General features: G+C 73.9%; 15 protein-coding genes. 8 read left to right on the top strand and 7 right to left on the bottom strand.

Annotation, left to right across the window (positions count from 1 at the left end; translation table 11 throughout):
- Positions 1 to 25 precede the first annotated feature (25 nt).
- Genes ACFFR3_RS11120 through ACFFR3_RS11105 form a run of 4 tightly spaced genes read right to left on the bottom strand, consistent with a single transcriptional unit; the run spans position 26 to position 3,406 of the window.
- Entirely contained in the window at positions 26 to 619 is a 594-nt protein-coding gene (locus ACFFR3_RS11120) for a response regulator (protein ID WP_364383741.1), read from the bottom strand.
- Positions 616 to 1,797 (bottom strand): sensor histidine kinase, encoded by a 1,182-nt coding sequence (locus tag ACFFR3_RS11115; protein ID WP_379483053.1) that lies wholly within the window; start codon positions 1,795 to 1,797, stop codon positions 616 to 618. The genes ACFFR3_RS11120 and ACFFR3_RS11115 overlap by 4 nt, the downstream gene beginning before the upstream one ends.
- Positions 1,794 to 2,516 (bottom strand): ABC transporter permease, encoded by a 723-nt coding sequence (locus ACFFR3_RS11110; protein ID WP_379483052.1) that lies wholly within the window; start codon positions 2,514 to 2,516, stop codon positions 1,794 to 1,796. Before ACFFR3_RS11110 ends, ACFFR3_RS11115 begins: the two co-directional genes overlap by 4 nt.
- A complete protein-coding gene (locus ACFFR3_RS11105) occupies positions 2,516 to 3,406 on the bottom strand; it encodes an ABC transporter ATP-binding protein (RefSeq protein ID WP_364383750.1) in 891 nt (296 codons plus the stop codon). Before ACFFR3_RS11105 ends, ACFFR3_RS11110 begins: the two co-directional genes overlap by 1 nt.
- A 141-nt stretch (positions 3,407 to 3,547) precedes the next feature.
- On the opposite strand from ACFFR3_RS11105, the gene ACFFR3_RS11100 reads away from it, so the two are divergent.
- The 6 genes from ACFFR3_RS11100 to ACFFR3_RS11075 all read left to right on the top strand — a co-directional run bounded on the left by ACFFR3_RS11100 (position 3,548) and on the right by ACFFR3_RS11075 (position 10,533).
- The gene (locus tag ACFFR3_RS11100; protein WP_379483051.1) at positions 3,548 to 4,735 is read left to right on the top strand and encodes a sensor histidine kinase; all 1,188 of its coding nucleotides are present in this window, start codon (positions 3,548 to 3,550) and stop codon (positions 4,733 to 4,735) included.
- On the top strand, positions 4,732 to 5,376 hold the full coding sequence (locus tag ACFFR3_RS11095; RefSeq protein WP_345403379.1) for a response regulator transcription factor: 645 nt from the start codon (positions 4,732 to 4,734) through the stop codon (positions 5,374 to 5,376). The genes ACFFR3_RS11100 and ACFFR3_RS11095 overlap by 4 nt, the downstream gene beginning before the upstream one ends.
- Positions 5,377 to 5,637: 261 nt before the next feature.
- Positions 5,638 to 7,734, top strand: a complete 2,097-nt coding sequence (locus ACFFR3_RS11090; RefSeq protein WP_379483050.1) for an MMPL family transporter — start codon at positions 5,638 to 5,640, stop codon at positions 7,732 to 7,734.
- A 96-nt stretch (positions 7,735 to 7,830) separates the two neighbouring features.
- Positions 7,831 to 8,673 (top strand): hypothetical protein, encoded by an 843-nt coding sequence (locus ACFFR3_RS11085; RefSeq protein WP_345403388.1) that lies wholly within the window; start codon positions 7,831 to 7,833, stop codon positions 8,671 to 8,673.
- 48 nt (positions 8,674 to 8,721) lie between these two features.
- Entirely contained in the window at positions 8,722 to 9,627 is a 906-nt protein-coding gene (locus tag ACFFR3_RS11080) for a hypothetical protein (protein ID WP_364383760.1), read from the top strand.
- 30 nt (positions 9,628 to 9,657) lie between these two features.
- Positions 9,658 to 10,533 carry a hypothetical protein gene (locus ACFFR3_RS11075; protein WP_379483049.1) on the top strand — a complete coding sequence of 292 codons (876 nt, stop codon included), beginning with the start codon at positions 9,658 to 9,660 and terminating at the stop codon, positions 10,531 to 10,533.
- A 97-nt stretch (positions 10,534 to 10,630) separates the two neighbouring features.
- Here ACFFR3_RS11075 and ACFFR3_RS11070 read toward each other — a convergent pair whose 3' ends face one another.
- Positions 10,631 to 11,785, bottom strand: coding sequence for a UDP-N-acetylglucosamine--N-acetylmuramyl-(pentapeptide) pyrophosphoryl-undecaprenol N-acetylglucosamine transferase (locus ACFFR3_RS11070; protein ID WP_364383766.1), 1,155 nt, complete (start codon positions 11,783 to 11,785; stop codon positions 10,631 to 10,633).
- 4 nt (positions 11,786 to 11,789) lie between these two features.
- A complete protein-coding gene (locus ACFFR3_RS11065) occupies positions 11,790 to 12,698 on the bottom strand; it encodes a formylglycine-generating enzyme family protein (protein WP_364383769.1) in 909 nt (302 codons plus the stop codon).
- Between the two features lie 120 nt (positions 12,699 to 12,818).
- Between ACFFR3_RS11065 and ACFFR3_RS11060 the strand changes: the two genes are divergently transcribed.
- The gene (locus ACFFR3_RS11060; protein WP_364383772.1) at positions 12,819 to 13,778 is read left to right on the top strand and encodes a Ppx/GppA family phosphatase; all 960 of its coding nucleotides are present in this window, start codon (positions 12,819 to 12,821) and stop codon (positions 13,776 to 13,778) included.
- Positions 13,779 to 13,854: 76 nt separating this feature from the next.
- Positions 13,855 to 14,391, top strand: coding sequence for a hypothetical protein (locus ACFFR3_RS11055; protein WP_379483048.1), 537 nt, complete (start codon positions 13,855 to 13,857; stop codon positions 14,389 to 14,391).
- 5 nt (positions 14,392 to 14,396) lie between these two features.
- On the opposite strand, the gene ACFFR3_RS11050 is transcribed toward ACFFR3_RS11055, so the two are convergent.
- Entirely contained in the window at positions 14,397 to 14,804 is a 408-nt protein-coding gene (locus tag ACFFR3_RS11050) for an ATP-binding protein (RefSeq protein ID WP_379483047.1), read from the bottom strand.
- Between the last annotated feature and the right edge of the window lie 100 nt (positions 14,805 to 14,904).

Raw genomic sequence — 14,904 nt, 5'->3', positions numbered from 1 at the left:
CGCCTGCCTGGGGGCGCTGCGGGGGTCAGAGCCAGCCGCGGGACTCCGCGACGCGGACGGCCTCGGCGCGGTTGGCCGCGCCGGTCTTGCCGATCGCCGACGACAGGTAGTTGCGCACGGTGCCCTCGGTGAGGAACAGCCGCCGGGCGATGGCCGCCACCGTGGGCTCGTCCGCCGCCACCCGCAGCACCTCCGCCTCCCGCTGGGTGAGCGGGCTCGGGCCGGTGGTCAGCGCGGTCACGGCCAGCTTGGGGTCGATGACCCGCTCGCCGGCCATCACCCGGCGTACGGTGGCGGCCAGCTCGGCGGCGGGGGCGTCCTTGACCACGTAACCGGCCACGCCCGCGTCGAGCGCCCTGCTGAGATAGCCGGGCCGGCCGAACGTCGTGACGATCACCACCCGATGACCCCGCAACTCCTCGGCCACCGCCAGGCCGGACATCCCCGGCATCTCGATGTCGAGCAGGATCACGTCGGGCTCATGCTCCCGCGCCGCCGCGAGCACCTCGTCACCGCGCCCGGCCTCGGCCACCACCTCGATGTCGTCCTCCAGCGAGAGCAGCGCGGCCAGGCCACCCCTGACCAGCTCCTGGTCATCCGCGAGCAGCACCCGGATCACGCCGCCTCCACCCCGGAGCCCGCCCCGGAGCCGGTTCCCGTCTCCGGCCCTGCCTCCAGCGGCACGCGCACCAGCAGCCGGTAGCCGCTGCCGGGCAGCGGCCCGGCCTCCACGCGCCCGCCCGCGGCCCCGACCCGCTCGGCCAGCCCGGCCAGCCCGTTCCCGGTTCCCAGGGCGCTGTCCCCGGTGCTCCGGCGGGCGCGGCCGTCGTCCACGATCTCCACCTCGGCGCACGTCTCGTCCGCGCGCAGGGTGACGCGGCAGCGGCGGGCGCGGCTGTGGCGCAGGACGTTCGTGGCGGCCTCGCGTACGGACCAGGCGAGCAGGGTCTCGGCGGCGGCGGGGACGGGCCGGTCGGCGGGCGAGACGGTTACCTCGATCCCGGCCAGCGCCAGGTTGCGCGTCGCCCCCTCCAGCTCCTGCGCCAGCGACGCCGCCCGGTAGCCCGTGACCGCCTGCCGCATCTCGTTGAGCGCCCGCCGCGCGGCCCCCTCCACCTCGCCCATCTCAGCGGCGGCCCGGACCGGGTCGGCCGGGGCGAGCCGGGCGGCGAGCTGGCTCCTGATCGTGATCGCGGTCAGGGTGTGCCCCAGCGTGTCGTGCAGATCGCGGGCGAAGCGCAGCCGCTCGTTCTCGACCGCCAGCCGGGCGACCTCGGCCCTGGCCGCGTCCAGCCGGGCCACCAGCAGGCCCATGTTCCGCATGCCGTGCACGGTGACGGCCTGCACGACGATGACCGGCGGCACCCACCAGACCCCAGGGAACGGCACGCCGAAGGACAGCAGCGCCGCCGCCTCCACCCCGGCGATCGCGGCCACGGAGGCGGCGAAGGCCGGGGTGCGCAGGGTCGCGGCGCAGGCGCTGACCGCGTACACGAACGACACGTACGCCCACGGCGCCCCGAACAGCGGCAGCAGCGCCAGCCCCGCGCCGGCCAGCCCCGCCAGCGCGAGCGGGTCCGGCGTCGTGGCCCGGTGGCTGAGCATCCGCCACATGATCCGCACCCAGCAGGCCGCGAACACCGCGACCCCGCCCAGCACCGCCACCACCCGTAGCGGGTCAGGGCCCGTTCCCGCGAACACCCACAGCGGCCAGACGATCAGCAGCAGCCAGGCGCACGCCCCGGCCCTCGCCGCCGCCCGGCCCCTGCTGAAGTCGAACTCCCGCACCGAGGTCACAGTGCCCGACGGTAACGCCATCCGGCCAGCGCGCAGAAGAGCAGCGTCCAGCCGATCAGCACGGCGAGCGAGGTCCCGGTCGGCGGGAGGCCGTCGAGCGCCCGCCAGCCCAGCGACCCGGCCTGGTAGGCGGGGCTCAGCTCGGCCACCGCCCGCATCCCGGCCGGCATGGCCTCGACCGGCAGCCACAGGCCGCCGAGCACCGACATGGCGAAATAGACCACCATCAGGGCCAAGGTCGCGACCTGCCCCTTCAGCGTGTAGCCGAAGGCGACCCCCAGCGCCGCGAACGGCAGCACCCCCGCCCAGATCAGCACCACCAGCAGCGGCCAGGTCCCGGCCGGCAGCCGCACGCCCGACAGCAACGCCCCCGCGGCGAGTACGGTGAGGATGCTCGGCAGCACCGTCGCCGCGCCGCTCAGCAGCTTGGCCGTCACGTAGCCCGACGCAGGCAGCGGGGTCACCGCGAGCTGGTCGAGCCAGCCCTTGCCGCGCTCCAGCGCGATGGCGCCGCCGATGAACAGCGCGCCGCCCATGGCGCCGTACGTCGCCATCGACACCATCGAGTACGCCGCGAAGTCGTCCATCCGCTCCTGCGGCACCACGGTGAGCACCTTGGTCCACAGCAGGTAGAGGCCCAGCGGGAAGAGCGTCAGCATGAGCAGCGACACCGGGTTGCGCAGCCCGCGCACCAGCTCCAGCCTGAGATACGACCCCATCAGTCCCGCCCTCCCGTCAGCGTCACGAACGCGCTCTCCAGATCCACGCTCTCCACCCGCACGTCCCTGACGTCGGCGCAGGCGGCGAACAGGGCCCGCAGCGTCGCGTCGGAGTCGCCGGTCCGCAGCCGCACGTCGCGGCCCGTCACGCTGACGTGCCGCACGCCGGGCAGGCCCTCCAGCTCGGCCGGGTCGGCGCCGCCGAGCGCGAACCGCACCTCGTTGCCGCCGACCAGCGCCTTCACCTCGGCCGGCGTCCCGTCGGCGACGACCCGCCCGCCGGCCAGCAGCACGATCCGGTCGGCGTAGTCGTCGGCCTCGGTCAGGTAGTGGGTGGCGAAGACGGCGGTACGCCCCCGCGCGGTCCTCGCCCTGATCTCCTGCCACAGGGCGCGGCGGCCCGTGACGTCCAGCCCCACGGTCGGCTCGTCCAGCACGAGCAGCTCCGGATCGCCCGCCACGCACAACGCGAACCGCACCCGCTGCCGCTGCCCCCCTGACAACCGCCCGACGGGACGCCGGGCCAGCTCCTCGATCCCCGCCGCGCGCAGCGCCCGCCCGGGATCGGGCCGCCCCGGGTACATCCCGGCGACCGCCGACACCAGCTCGCCCACCCGCACGTCCTCCAGCAGCCCCGACTCCTGCGGCAGCACCCCGACCCGGCCCGTCCGCAGCGCCTCCAGCGGCGCCCCTCCGAGCACCGTGGCCGTGCCCGCGTCGGGGGCGCGCAGGCCCAGCGCGACGGACAGCAACGTGCTCTTGCCGGCCCCGTTCGGGCCCAGCACCGCCACCGTCTCGCCCTCCGCGACGTCCAGATCGACGCCGCCGAGCGCGGTGACCTGGCCGTACGCCCTGGTCACGGCCTTCAGCTCCAGCGCGTTTCCCTTCATGCGCCCACCTTCGCCGGGCGGGCGGGGCCGCAGGTAGTGCCGTGCGTCAGCCTGGGGCGTATGACGTACGTCATGTGCGGTACCGCTCGTACGGCGACGGCGGTATCGCGCGGGCCGGAAAGCGGGCATTACGGTGCCGGTATGCGGACCACCGCCCTCGTGCTCATCATGGCCGTGAGCGTGCACGCCTCCACGATCATGGCCTACGGCAACCAGCCGCACGCCCGGCCACTCGACCTGCTCGGCCACGCGCTGCTCGCCGCCACGGCGCTCGGGCTCGCGCCGCTGCCCAGGCGGCCCGGCCTGGCGCTCGCCGTGTGCGCGGTCGCGGCGGCGGTGATCTTCTTTCGGGGGTACGCGATCGCGCTCTGGCCGGTGCCCGCGCTGATCGCGCTGTTCTCAGCCATCGCCGCCGGGCGCAGGGCCGCCGGGTGGGCCGGGGCGGCGTTCCTGGTGGCCGTGCCCGTGGTGGCGGCGCTCGCGCGGATGGAGGCCGACGTCGCGCTCGCCGTGCTCGTGTGGCTGCTGCTCGTGCTGGTGGTGGCGCAGCCGGCCGAGGTGTCGCGGGCGCGGCGGGCGTACACGCGGGAGGTGGAGCGGCGCGCCGCCCAGGCCGAGCGCACCCGGGAGGAGGAGGCGCTGCGCCGGGCCCAGGAGGAGCGGCTGCGGGTGGCCAGGGAGCTGCACGACGTCACCTCCCACACCGTCTCCGTCATCGCCCTGCACGCCGCCGTCGCCGCCGAGGCCGTCGAGCGCGTCGGCGGCCCGCCCGAGGCCGCCGCCGCCCTCCAGGTGATCCGCACCTCCAGCAGGCAGGCGCTGGGCGAGATGAAGGCGGTGCTCGGCGTGCTGCGTCCCGGCGCGTCCGGGCACGCGCCCCAGCCGGGGTCCGCGCAGCTGCCCCGGCTGCTGGAGACGGCCGGGTTGCCGGTGGCCTTCGACGTGGAGGGCGAGCGCCGTCCCCTCCCTCCGGCCGCCGACCTGACCGTCTACCGGGTGGTCCAGGAGGCGCTGACCAACACGATGCGGCACGCCGGCGCCGGCGCGGCCACCGTGCGGCTGACGTACGAGCCGGGGGCGGTGACCGTCCAGGTGGAGGACGACGGCCGCGGCATCCCCTCGAAGGCCGCCGCGCCCGGCCCGCCCAGCCAGGACGGCCCGGGTGACGGGCCGGGTGACGGGCCGGGTGACAGGCTGGGGGACGAGCCGGTGCGGCGCGGGCACGGGCTCACCGGCATGGCCGAGCGGGTCGCCGCCCTGGGCGGCCGGCTGACCACGGGGAACGCCCCCGGCGGCGGGTTCCGCGTCACCGCCAGGCTGCCCACATGATCACCGTCCTGCTGGCCGACGACCAGCCGCTCGTCCGCGCCGGGCTGCGGGCGCTGCTCGACACCGAGGACGACCTCCGTGTGGTGGGGGAGGCCGCCGACGGCGCGGAGGCGGTCCGCGAGGCGCGGCGGCTGCGTCCCGACGTCGTGCTCATGGACATCCGCATGCCCGAGCTCGACGGCCTGGCCGCCACCCGAGCGCTGACGGCGACCGGCGTGCGGGTCGTCGTGGTCACCACGTTCGACCTGGACGAGTACGTGTACGAGGCGCTGCGCTCCGGCGCCAGCGGCTTCCTGGTCAAGGACGCGGAGCCGGCCGAGATCCGCCACGCCGTACGGGTCGCCGCCCGCGGTGACGCCCTGCTGTCGCCCGGTGTCACCCGGCGGCTCATCGAGGAGTTCACCGCCCGCCCCGCCGCCCTGGACACCGGCCGCCTCGCCCCGCTGACCGGCCGCGAACGCGAGGTCCTGGCCCGCGTCGGCCGCGGCCTCACCAACGCCCGCATCGCCGAGGACCTGGCCATGAGCCCGCACACGGTCAAGACCCACGTCAACCGCATGATGACCAAACTGGCCGTCCACGACCGCGCCCAGCTGGTCGTCCTCGCCTACGAGACCGGCCTGATCCGCCCGGGCACCTGACCCCACCACTCCGGAGCCCCACGAAAGGTGGAGCCGGGTGGCCGCGTCGGGGAGCGCGGGCGGGTCCGAGACACCGGGAGCGCTGCGGAAGGGCGGCCGACGACCGCACCCGCAGCCACCCGGAAGAGCGGGCGACGACTTCACCCGCAGGTGCTGCGGAAGGGCGGGCGACGACCGCATCCGCGGCTACCGCGGAAGGTGCAGGTGAGCGACCGCGTCAGGGTGACGACCTTCGGCGGGTGCGCTTTCTACGGTCGCGGCATGATCCGATTCTGCATCCGTCACAGACGCCTGGTCATGGTGCTCTGGCTGGCGCTCGTGGCCGCGCTCGCCGGAGCCGCCGCGACCTGGCCGGGGCCCTCGGACGACGACTTCACGCTGCCCGGCTCCGAGAGCCGGCAGGCCGCCGCGTTCCTCGGGGAGGCCGCGGAGGAGGCGCCGGGCGCGCTGGTCGTCTACGCCCCGTCCGGGATCGAGTCCGCCCCGGTACGCGCCGCGCTCACCGGCCTGGCCGCCCGCGTGGACGCCGTCCCCGGCGCGCAGGCCGCCATGGAGGAGCGGCGCGTCTCCCAGGACGGCACCATCGCCTCCATCCCGCTCCACTACCCGGACCAGGCCGCCGCCCAGGCGATCAGAGGCGTCAGGGACGCCTTCGCGCCGCCCGCCGGGACAGCCCTCACCGTGGAACTGTCCGGCGGCGACTTCGCCGACGTCACCCCGGGAGGCGTCACCGAGGGCCTCGGCCTGCTGGCCGCCGCCGTGGTGCTGCTGGTCGCCTTCCGCTCCCTCATCGCCGCCGCCCTTCCCCTGGTGATCGGCATCGTCGGCGTGACGTGCGGCGCCGCGACGTACGGCCTGCTGAGCCACCTCGTCAGCACACCGGGCTTCGGCGTCTACCTCACGATCATGCTCGGCCTCGGCGTCGGCATCGACTACGCCCTCCTGATCGTCACCCGCTTCCGCACCGAACTCGCCGCAGCCGATGGGGCCGGGGGAGTGATGGGGGTCGAGGGGGCGGTCGAGCGGGCCATGCGGACGGCGGGGCGGTCGGTGTCGTTCGCCGGGCTGATCGTGATCGCCACCGGGGCCGGCATCCTCCTCCTCGGCCCCTCCCTGGGCGGTGGGGTGGCGCTGGCGGCCGGGTGCGGGGTGGTCATGGTGCTGCTCGCCTCGCTCACCCTGCTCCCGGCGCTGCTGGTCGTGATCGGGACGCGGATCGACAGGTTCGCGCTGCCCGGGCGGGCGGCTCGGAGCGTGCCGTGGTCGTACCGGTGGAGCAAGGTCGTGCAACGCCGTCCCTGGACGGCGGGAGCGATCGCGCTGGTCGCGCTCGTCGCGCTGGCCCTGCCCGCCACCCAGCTGCGCGTCGGCTGGTCCGACGCGGGCAACCGGCCGGTCACCGACACCACGCGAAGGGCGCACGATCTGCTCGCCCAGGGCTTCGGCCCCGGCATGGCCGGCCCGCTCGTCCTGGCCGCGCCCGCCACGGCGGCGGCCGAGCTACGCGCGGCCGTCCGCCAGGCGGCCGCCACCCCCGGCGTCGCACAGGTGATCCCCGCAGAGAACGGCGCCGACCGGGCACCCGAAGCAGGAGACGGCGCCGCGCAGGCGCCTGCGGCGGGGGTGCGCGAGTACGCGGGAGGACGGGTCGCGCTGGTGATCCCCGCCACCGGGCCGCAGGACGAGCGGACCGAGCAGCTCATCCATCGCCTGCGCGCCGAACTGCCCGCGCCCGTCCTCGTGTCGGGCTCCACCGCTGCCGCCGCCGACTACGCCGAGCACACCGCCGACCGGCTGCCGTGGGTGGTCGGTGCCGTGTTGCTGGCGGCCTTCGTGCTGCTCGTGCCCGTCTTCAGAAGTCTGGTGGTGCCGTTGAAGGCGATCGTGGTGAACCTGCTGTCCATCGGGGCCGCCTACGGGGTGGTGGTGGCGGTGTTCCAGTTCGACGTGCTGGGGCAGGGCACGGCGGGGCCGATCGACGCATGGGTGCCGATGATGCTGTTCACGATCATGTTCGGGCTGTCCATGGACTACGAGGTGTTCCTGCTGTCGCGGATCAGGGAGGAGTATCTCAAGGACCGGGACAACACCCGCGCGGTCGCCGACGGGCTCGCGCGGACCGCGGCGGTCATCACCTCCGTGGCCACCATCATGTTCTGTGTGTTCGCCGCGTTCGGCGCCTTCGATGATCGCGCGCTGCGGGTAATGGGGGTGGGACTGGCCGTCGCGGTGCTGGTCGACGCCACGGTGGTGCGGCTGGTGCTGGTGCCCGCGGCGATGGAGGTGCTGGGTGATCGGAACTGGTGGTTCCCTGGACTGACCTTCCGGAGGCTGACACCTGGGCAGAAACGAACGTAATATCCCAATATCACGAGCGTTGGGGGCGCCAGGGTGCCAGGACAGAACGTGGGTGTGGTCGTAGATCCGGCGGTTCCGCCGGAGGTGGCCGGACTGTTGCGCGCGAACGCCCCGTTGCTGTCCAGGATCAAGGCCGGATGGGTGCCGCCCGCCGAGGTGGCCCCGGCGCGCCGCCGCACGCCGTCGAGCGCGCTGCTGCTGGCCGCCACGCCGGTCGTGATCGCCCTGATGGCGGTGCTGCTGGCCTCCCGGTACGCCGCCGCCGGTTTCGTGCTGCTCGGCACGTACGTCTTCATCGTCCTGGTCAAGATCGCGTCCATGAGCGAGGTCGCCGAGGACGACCACCGCCCCCAGGAGCGCGCGGTCTACGAGCAGGCCCGCTGGTACGACGGCCGCTACCTGCTTCCCGAGGACTTCGACCCGGAGGCCGCGGCCGTCCTGGCCAGGGCGCAGCGCGCGATCGGCACGGTGCTGCGCTCCCACGTCAACGCCGAAGGGCTGCTGGACGACGCCCGCAACGCCACGATGCTGCCCGCCCAGGAGTGGGAGATCGCCCGGCTGCTCGCCAAGCTGTCGGCGCTGCGGCTGGAGCACCGCGACCTGCTGGCCAGAGGCATCGCGCCGGAGGTGGCGGCGGTGATCGAGCCGCTCGAACGAGCCCTGGCCGGCAGCGAGGCCGCGGTGGTGGCGAGGGTGGAGGCGCTGGAGCGGTACGCCGGCCATGTCGCCGAGGCCGAGCGCGCCTACCACGCCCGCAGCCAGATCGAGGAGCTGCGCGCCCGGCTGCCGCGCTATGAGGAGCTGCTCGCCGAGTCGGGCGCCGACAAGCTGGCCGTGCCGGAGATCGACCGGTTGTCGCAGGACGCCGACGTGCTTGAGCGCACCTTACGCCGCAGCGTGAAGTCCGCCCATGAGGCGTTCCGCTACCTGGAGAGCTGACGACCGGACGGGAAGACGTACCAAGGATCAGTACGAAGGACTCAGAACGTGGCCGGACGATATGCGAAGGTGATCGTCGATCCGTCCGTGCCCGACGACGTCGGGACGCTGCTCCGCGACAACCGCAAGCTGCTGCTGCGGATGCGCGCCGGCTGGGCGCCGCCCGATCGCGGCCGCGCCCCGCTGGCGCGCGCCGCCCGGCTGGCGGCGGCCGTGACGGCGCTCATCGCGGCGATGTACGGGCTCGTGCTGTTCACCGCCGAGCGCTACACCCCCTTCGTGGTGATCATGACGGGGTCGGCCCTGCTCATGGTGGCCGTCCTGCTCAAGCCCAGACCCGACGCGCAGGTGGAGCGGCGCAACGCGCTGGAGCGCGAGGTCTACGAGCTCGCCCGCCGTCATGAGGGCCGGTACGTGCTGCGCGATCGCCTCGACGAGCCCGCCAGGGCCCTGCTGTCGCGCGCTCAGACCGCCATCGACCAGGTCATGTCCTCCCACGTGCACGCCGAGGGCCTGCTGGACGGCGTGCGCAACGGCGTGATGCTGCCCGCCCAGGAGTGGGAGATCGCCCGGCTGGTGGCCAAGCTGTCGGAGCTGCGCGCCGAGCACCAGGAGGTCGTCGCGGAGGGCGTCACCCCCGAGGTGGCGGCCGTGGCGGAGCCGCTGGGGCGGGCGCTCGACAGCAGCGAGAAGGCGGTGCTGGCGCGCGTGGAGGCCCTGGAGCGGTACGCCGGCCACGTCGCCGACGCCGAGCGCGCCTACCGCGCCCGCAGCCAGATCGAACGCCTCAGCGCCAAGCTGCACCGCTACGAGGAGCTGCTGGCCGAGACGGGCGCCGACGGGGCCGGGGTGCCGGAGCTGAGCCGGCTGTCCGACGACGCCGACCGCCTGGAGCAGGCGTTACGCGACAGCGTCAGCTCCGCGCATGAAGCTTTTCGCCACCTTGATGACTGACGTAGCTTAGGATCCGGATTTGTGGCGGATATGGTGATTGATCCAGGTGTGCCGCCCGACGACGCCCAGCTGCTCAGGGAAAGCCGCGGGGTCCTGCTCAAGATGCGCGCCGGCTGGGTCCCCGAGCCGCGGCCGCACGTCTCCAGCCGGCGGGTCCGCGCCGCGATGTCCATCGGCACGGTGGCCCTCCTCGGCCTGATGCTGGGCCTCGGCGCCCTGCGCATCGGCGTCAACCTGCTGCTGCTCGTCGTGGCCGGCATCCCGCTGGTCATCGTGCTGTTCGCGCGCAACGACCTGACCGACGACGAGGAGGCCGACTACGAGCGCGAAATCTACGAGCAGCTGCGCTGGTACGAGGGCCGCTACGTGCTCACGAGCGACCTCGACGAGTCGGCCGCCCGCCTGCTGGAACGTGCCCAGCGCGCCATCGCCACCGTGACCGGCTCCCGCGTCAACACCGACGGGCTGCTCGACGACGTGCGCAACGCCGTCATGCTGCCCGCCCAGGAGTGGGAGATCGCCCGGCTGCTGGCCAAGCTGTCGGCCCTGCGCACCAAGCACAGGGAGACCGTCTCGCGGGGCCTCACCCCCGAGGTGGCGGCCGTCGCCGAGCCGCTCGCCCGCGCGCTCGACAACAGCGAGGAGGCCGTGCTCGCCCGGGTCGAGGCACTCGAACGCTACGCCGCCAACGTCACCGAGGCCGAGCGCGCGTACGTGGCCCACCACCAGATCGAGGAGCTGCGCGGGCGCATGCACCAGTACGAGGAACTGGTGGCCGAGACGGGCGCCGACGGGTTCGCCGTGCCGGAGCTGGACCGCCTGGCCGCGGACGCCGACCGGCTGGAACAGGCGCTGAGGCGGAGCGTCAGCTCCGCCCGCGAGGCGTTCCGCGCCCTCGACCCGTGACCCGCGAGCCCGGCCCTGGCCCGGGCGCGCGCACGGACATGGGCGCCTGAGCCCGATCGCAGGGGCTCGCCGGCTGGGGCTCGCCGGCGCCGGCTCGCTAGCGCCGGCTGTAGAGCTCGGGAGCGCCGTGACCGGCGGTCTCCAGCAGCAGGTCGCACAGCACCTCGGCGGCGTCGAGGCGGCCCAGCCCGGCCGCCGCCTGCCCCATCGTCTGCCGCAGCCCGGGGTCGGCCAGCAGCGGCATCAGCTCGGCCAGCAGCATCTCGCCCGTGGGACGCGGCTCCAGCAGCGCCCGCGCCGCCCCCGCCGAGGCCAGGTAGCCGGCGTTCTTGCGCTGCTCGTCGCCGCCGGTCGGGATGAGCGGGATCAGCACCGACGGCTTGCCGATGGCGGTCAGCTCCGACACCGTGCCCGCCCCGCTGCGCGAGATCACCACGTCGGCCGCGGCGAACAGGTCGGCCAGCTCGCTCCCGACGTACGGCACCGGGTGGTAGCGGTCGGCCAGGTCGGGCGGCAGCGGCACGGCCCGCATCTGGTCGATCCAGGCGGGCCCGCACTGGTGCACGATCTGCGCGTGCGGCAGCAGCCGCGGCAGGATCTCCGCGATCAGCGTGTTGATCTGCTTGCTGCCCTGCGCGCCGCCCGTCACGTAGATCAGCGGCACCTCGAACGTCAGCCCGAACAGGTCGTAGGCCGCCGCCCTGTTGCCCTGCAGCAGCTCCGGCCTGATCGGGTTGCCCGTCACCACGGCCTTCTTGCGGGCCGAGGCGGGCAGATGGTCCAGCGACGACTCGTGCGACAGCGCGATGCGGGTCGCCAGCCGCGACAGGATGCGGTTGGCCAGGCCCACCACGGTCGTCTGCTCGTGCATCACCAGCGGCCTGCGGATCAGCTTGGCCGCCACCCCGATCGGCACCGCCACGTAACCCCCCGTCGACAGCACCACGTCGGGCAGGTAGCGGGCGGCGTGCCCGACCGCCTGCAGGACCCCGATCGGGATGCGGAACACGTCGGCGATGTTGGTGCCCAGCTCCTTGAGGTTGGGGCGGCGGCGCAGCTTGCCCGTGGTGATCGCCTTGAACGGGATGCCGTGCTCGGCCGTGATGCGGGCCTCGAGGCCGTTGGCGGTGCCCACCCAGAGCACGTCGTGCGGCACCTGACGTCGCTGGACGGCCGACAGGGTCGTCAGGGCCGGATAGGTGTGACCACCGGTGCCGCCGCCGGTGATCAACAGTCGCAGGGTTCGTGACATGGGCTCAGACTATGGCCGCGCAGCGGAAGCCGGTGTGCCCGGTGGACGAGTCGGGCGTGTTCGACGTGCGCGCCGCCACCCGGTAGCGGTTGCAGTAGGAGTCGTGGCACATGTACGAGCCGCCCCTGATCACCTTCGCCGTGCCGCCGGCCGGTCCGAGCGGGTTGTCGGCGTACGGCTGCCACTCGGTGCCCCACCAGTCGGCCGTCCACTCCCAGACGTTGCCGGCGACGTTGTAGAGCCCGTAGCCGTTCGGCTGGAACGACTTGACCGGCATCGTCCCCTTGCTCGGCGCGGTCGGGAAGCGGCCCTGCCAGATGTTGCAGCGCGGCCGGCCGTTCGGGGCCAGCTCGTCGCCCCACGGGTAGCGCCTGCGCTCCAGCCCGCCCCTGGCCGCCATCTCCCACTCGGCCTCCGTGGGCAGCCGCTTGCCGGCCCAGGTGGCGTACGCGAGGGCGTCGTTCCACGACACGTGCACGACGGGGTGGTTCTGGCGGTCGCCGATCGACGAGCCGGGGCCCTCGGGGGAGCGCCACGTCGCGCCCTCGACGCCGGCCCACCAGGGGGCGCCGGGCACGCTCGCGTCCATCACCCCGGCGGAGGCGAACTGGGCGAACACGAACGACCAGCCGATGCGCTCGGCCTCCGTCACGTAACCGGTGTCCTTGACGAACGTGGCGAACTGCGCGTTCGTCACGCAGGCCGGGTCGATGAGGAACGGATCGACGCGTACCTCGCGCACCGGCCCCTCGCCGTCCTCGGGCCGGCCGTCCGGATCGTCGCCGCCCATGAGGAACGTTCCGCCGGGAATGCGTACCATCCCGCGCAGCACGGGCTTCCTGCGGGTGATCTGGACGGCTTCCTGGTACGGCCCGGCGGTGCCCTCCCTGCTCGGGCCACAACAAGCGCTCAAAGGTCCCCCAAACGTGTCATGCCATCAGGAAGGGTAGTGCCTGGAGCGGGCCCGCGATCACGCGGCCGTCCTGGTCGGCCGGGTCGCCGCGCGAAAGCCGCAGGACGGTAGCGTTTCCCCATGCGACTCGGCGTGCTGGACATCGGCTCGAACACCGTCCATTTACTGGTCGTGGACGCCCACCGCGGCGCCAGGCCGATGCCCGCCTACTCCCACAAGGACGAGCTGCGCCTGACCGAACACCTCGACCAGGACCAGAACCTGGGCCCCGAGGGCGTCGAGCGGCTCGGCGGCTTCGTCGAGGAGGCCGTGCGCATCGCCGAGGACAAGGGCGTGGAGGACCTGCTGTGCTTCGCCACCTCCGCCGTACGCGAGGCCGCCAACGGCGAGCAGGTGCTGGCGGAGGTCGAGCGGCGCTGCGGCGTGCACATCGCGGTGCTGTCGGGGCCTGACGAGGCCAGGCTGACGTTCCTGGCCGTGCGGCGGTGGTTCGGCTGGTCGTCGGGGCGGCTGCTGGCCCTCGACATCGGCGGCGGCTCGCTGGAGATCGCCGCGGGCGTGGACGAGGAGCCCGACGCCGCCGTCTCGCTGCCGCTCGGCGCCGGGCGGCTGACCCGCGGCTGGTTCACCGCCGACCCGCCCTCCGCCGAGGAGGTGCGGAGCCTGCGCAAGCACGTACGCGCCGAGATCGCCCGCACGGTCGGCGACGTCATGCGGTACGGCCGCCCCGACCGCGCCGTCGCCACCTCCAAGACCTTCAAGCAGCTCGCCAGGATCGCCGGCGCGGCGCCCTCCGGCGACGGCCCTTACGTCACCCGCTCGCTGTCCCGCCACGACATGGCCGACTGGGCGGCCAAGCTCACCACCATGGAGGCGGCCGCGCGGGCCCGCCTGTCGGGGGTGTCGCAGGGGCGGGCCGCGCAGCTCGCCGCGGGGGCGCTGGTGGCGGACGCGGCGATGGACCTGTTCGAGGTGGACCGGCTCGACGTGTGCCCGTGGGCGTTGCGCGAGGGTGTGATCCTGCGGCGGCTCGATCTCCTGCCGGGGTGGCCCGAGCAGCTCGACGGCGGGTCGAAGTAAGCCCGATCTATCTTCAATTCATGGCATAAAGCACTGGTGGGCGGGCACTGTCCGGCAAATGATGACAGTGCTCGGCTTGATCGGGACCCTGACGGTCGTCCTCATCCTCATCGTCCTCGCGGTGCTGCTCATCTCGGCGGTCGCCATGCTCGTGCTGCTCGGGCTGGCCGCCTCGATGGCCCGCTGGCGCACCGCCCGCCTCCGCCTCCACCGCCTGCTCCAGTCCTACTCCGCGGCCCGCCCTGCCCAAGCGGCGCGGCCGCGGCCTTCCGAAGAGGAGGGTCCGGCGACGGCTACGGCGCCCCCGTCCAAGCCCGCGCTGGGCACGGCCGCGGGGCCGGACACGGCGAGTACTCCCGCGGGGCCGGACACGGCGAGCACTCCCGTGGGGCCGGATACGGCGGGCTCGGACGCGGGGCCGGACGCGGAGCCCGGACGGGAGGCGAAGCCGGTCGAGGCGGCTCATTCGAGCGCGGGGTCCGGGCTGGAGCTGAAGTTGTGCGGGGAGGGGGTGCCGGAGCGCAGGCGGGCCACGCTCAGCCGGCACGCGCCCAGGATCCGCCGCCGTCTCCAGCTGGGGGAGTCTGAGAAGAGCGTGTCCGGCCGGAGGTGAGGGGGTCAGGTGGCGGTCAGGTGCTGGCCGGCCGCGCCGGGGGCGTAGCGCAGGCGCTTCTCCAGGCAGACGACGGCGCCGTGCTCGCGCCGGTTGGTGAAGCGGACGTCGTCGGCGAGTGCGCGCATGATCTGCAGGCCGCGCCCGTGCTCGGACCCCTGGTCGGGGTCGAGCATCTTGCGCGGGTCGAAGCCGTTGCCGGTGTCGACCACCTTGATCACGCACAGGTGGTCGTGGACGGACGCGCTGACGGTGTAGTCGTCGCTGGGCCCCGCGTGCTTGATGACGTTCGAGCACGCCTCGGTGAGCATCAGCTCGATGTCGTCGCGTACCTGTGGTTCGACGCCGAGCGAGCGCAGCGTGCCGTCCAGCAGCTGCCTGATCAGCGGCACGCTCGCCGCATCCCTGGGCAATCGGAGCGCTATCGTAGCCTCCACCACGTCTCCTCCAATATGGATGCGTGACGAGCCACTGCCCCGGAAATCCCGCCCCAATCGTCCGTATAGGCGGCGT

Source organism: Nonomuraea salmonea, assembly GCF_042428605.1.
In the GTDB taxonomy this organism is placed as follows: Bacteria; Actinomycetota; Actinomycetes; order Streptosporangiales; family Streptosporangiaceae; genus Nonomuraea; species Nonomuraea salmonea.
This window is presented reverse-complemented; position numbering and strand designations above follow the sequence as displayed.

Bases quoted from the DNA above. Each gene is read 5' to 3' on its own strand.
- ACFFR3_RS11110 (WP_379483052.1), bottom strand. From the start codon at position 2,516: ATGGGGTCGTATCTCAGGCTGGAGCTGGTGCGCGGGCTGCGCAACCCG.
- ACFFR3_RS11105 (WP_364383750.1), bottom strand. From the start codon at position 3,406: ATGAAGGGAAACGCGCTGGAGCTGAAGGCCGTGACCAGGGCGTACGGC.
- ACFFR3_RS11100 (WP_379483051.1), top strand. From the start codon at position 3,548: ATGCGGACCACCGCCCTCGTGCTCATCATGGCCGTGAGCGTGCACGCC.
- ACFFR3_RS11095 (WP_345403379.1), top strand. From the start codon at position 4,732: ATGATCACCGTCCTGCTGGCCGACGACCAGCCGCTCGTCCGCGCCGGG.
- ACFFR3_RS11090 (WP_379483050.1), top strand. From the start codon at position 5,638: ATGATCCGATTCTGCATCCGTCACAGACGCCTGGTCATGGTGCTCTGG.
- ACFFR3_RS11075 (WP_379483049.1), top strand. From the start codon at position 9,658: ATGGTGATTGATCCAGGTGTGCCGCCCGACGACGCCCAGCTGCTCAGG.
- ACFFR3_RS11070 (WP_364383766.1), bottom strand. From the start codon at position 11,785: ATGTCACGAACCCTGCGACTGTTGATCACCGGCGGCGGCACCGGTGGT.
- ACFFR3_RS11060 (WP_364383772.1), top strand. From the start codon at position 12,819: ATGCGACTCGGCGTGCTGGACATCGGCTCGAACACCGTCCATTTACTG.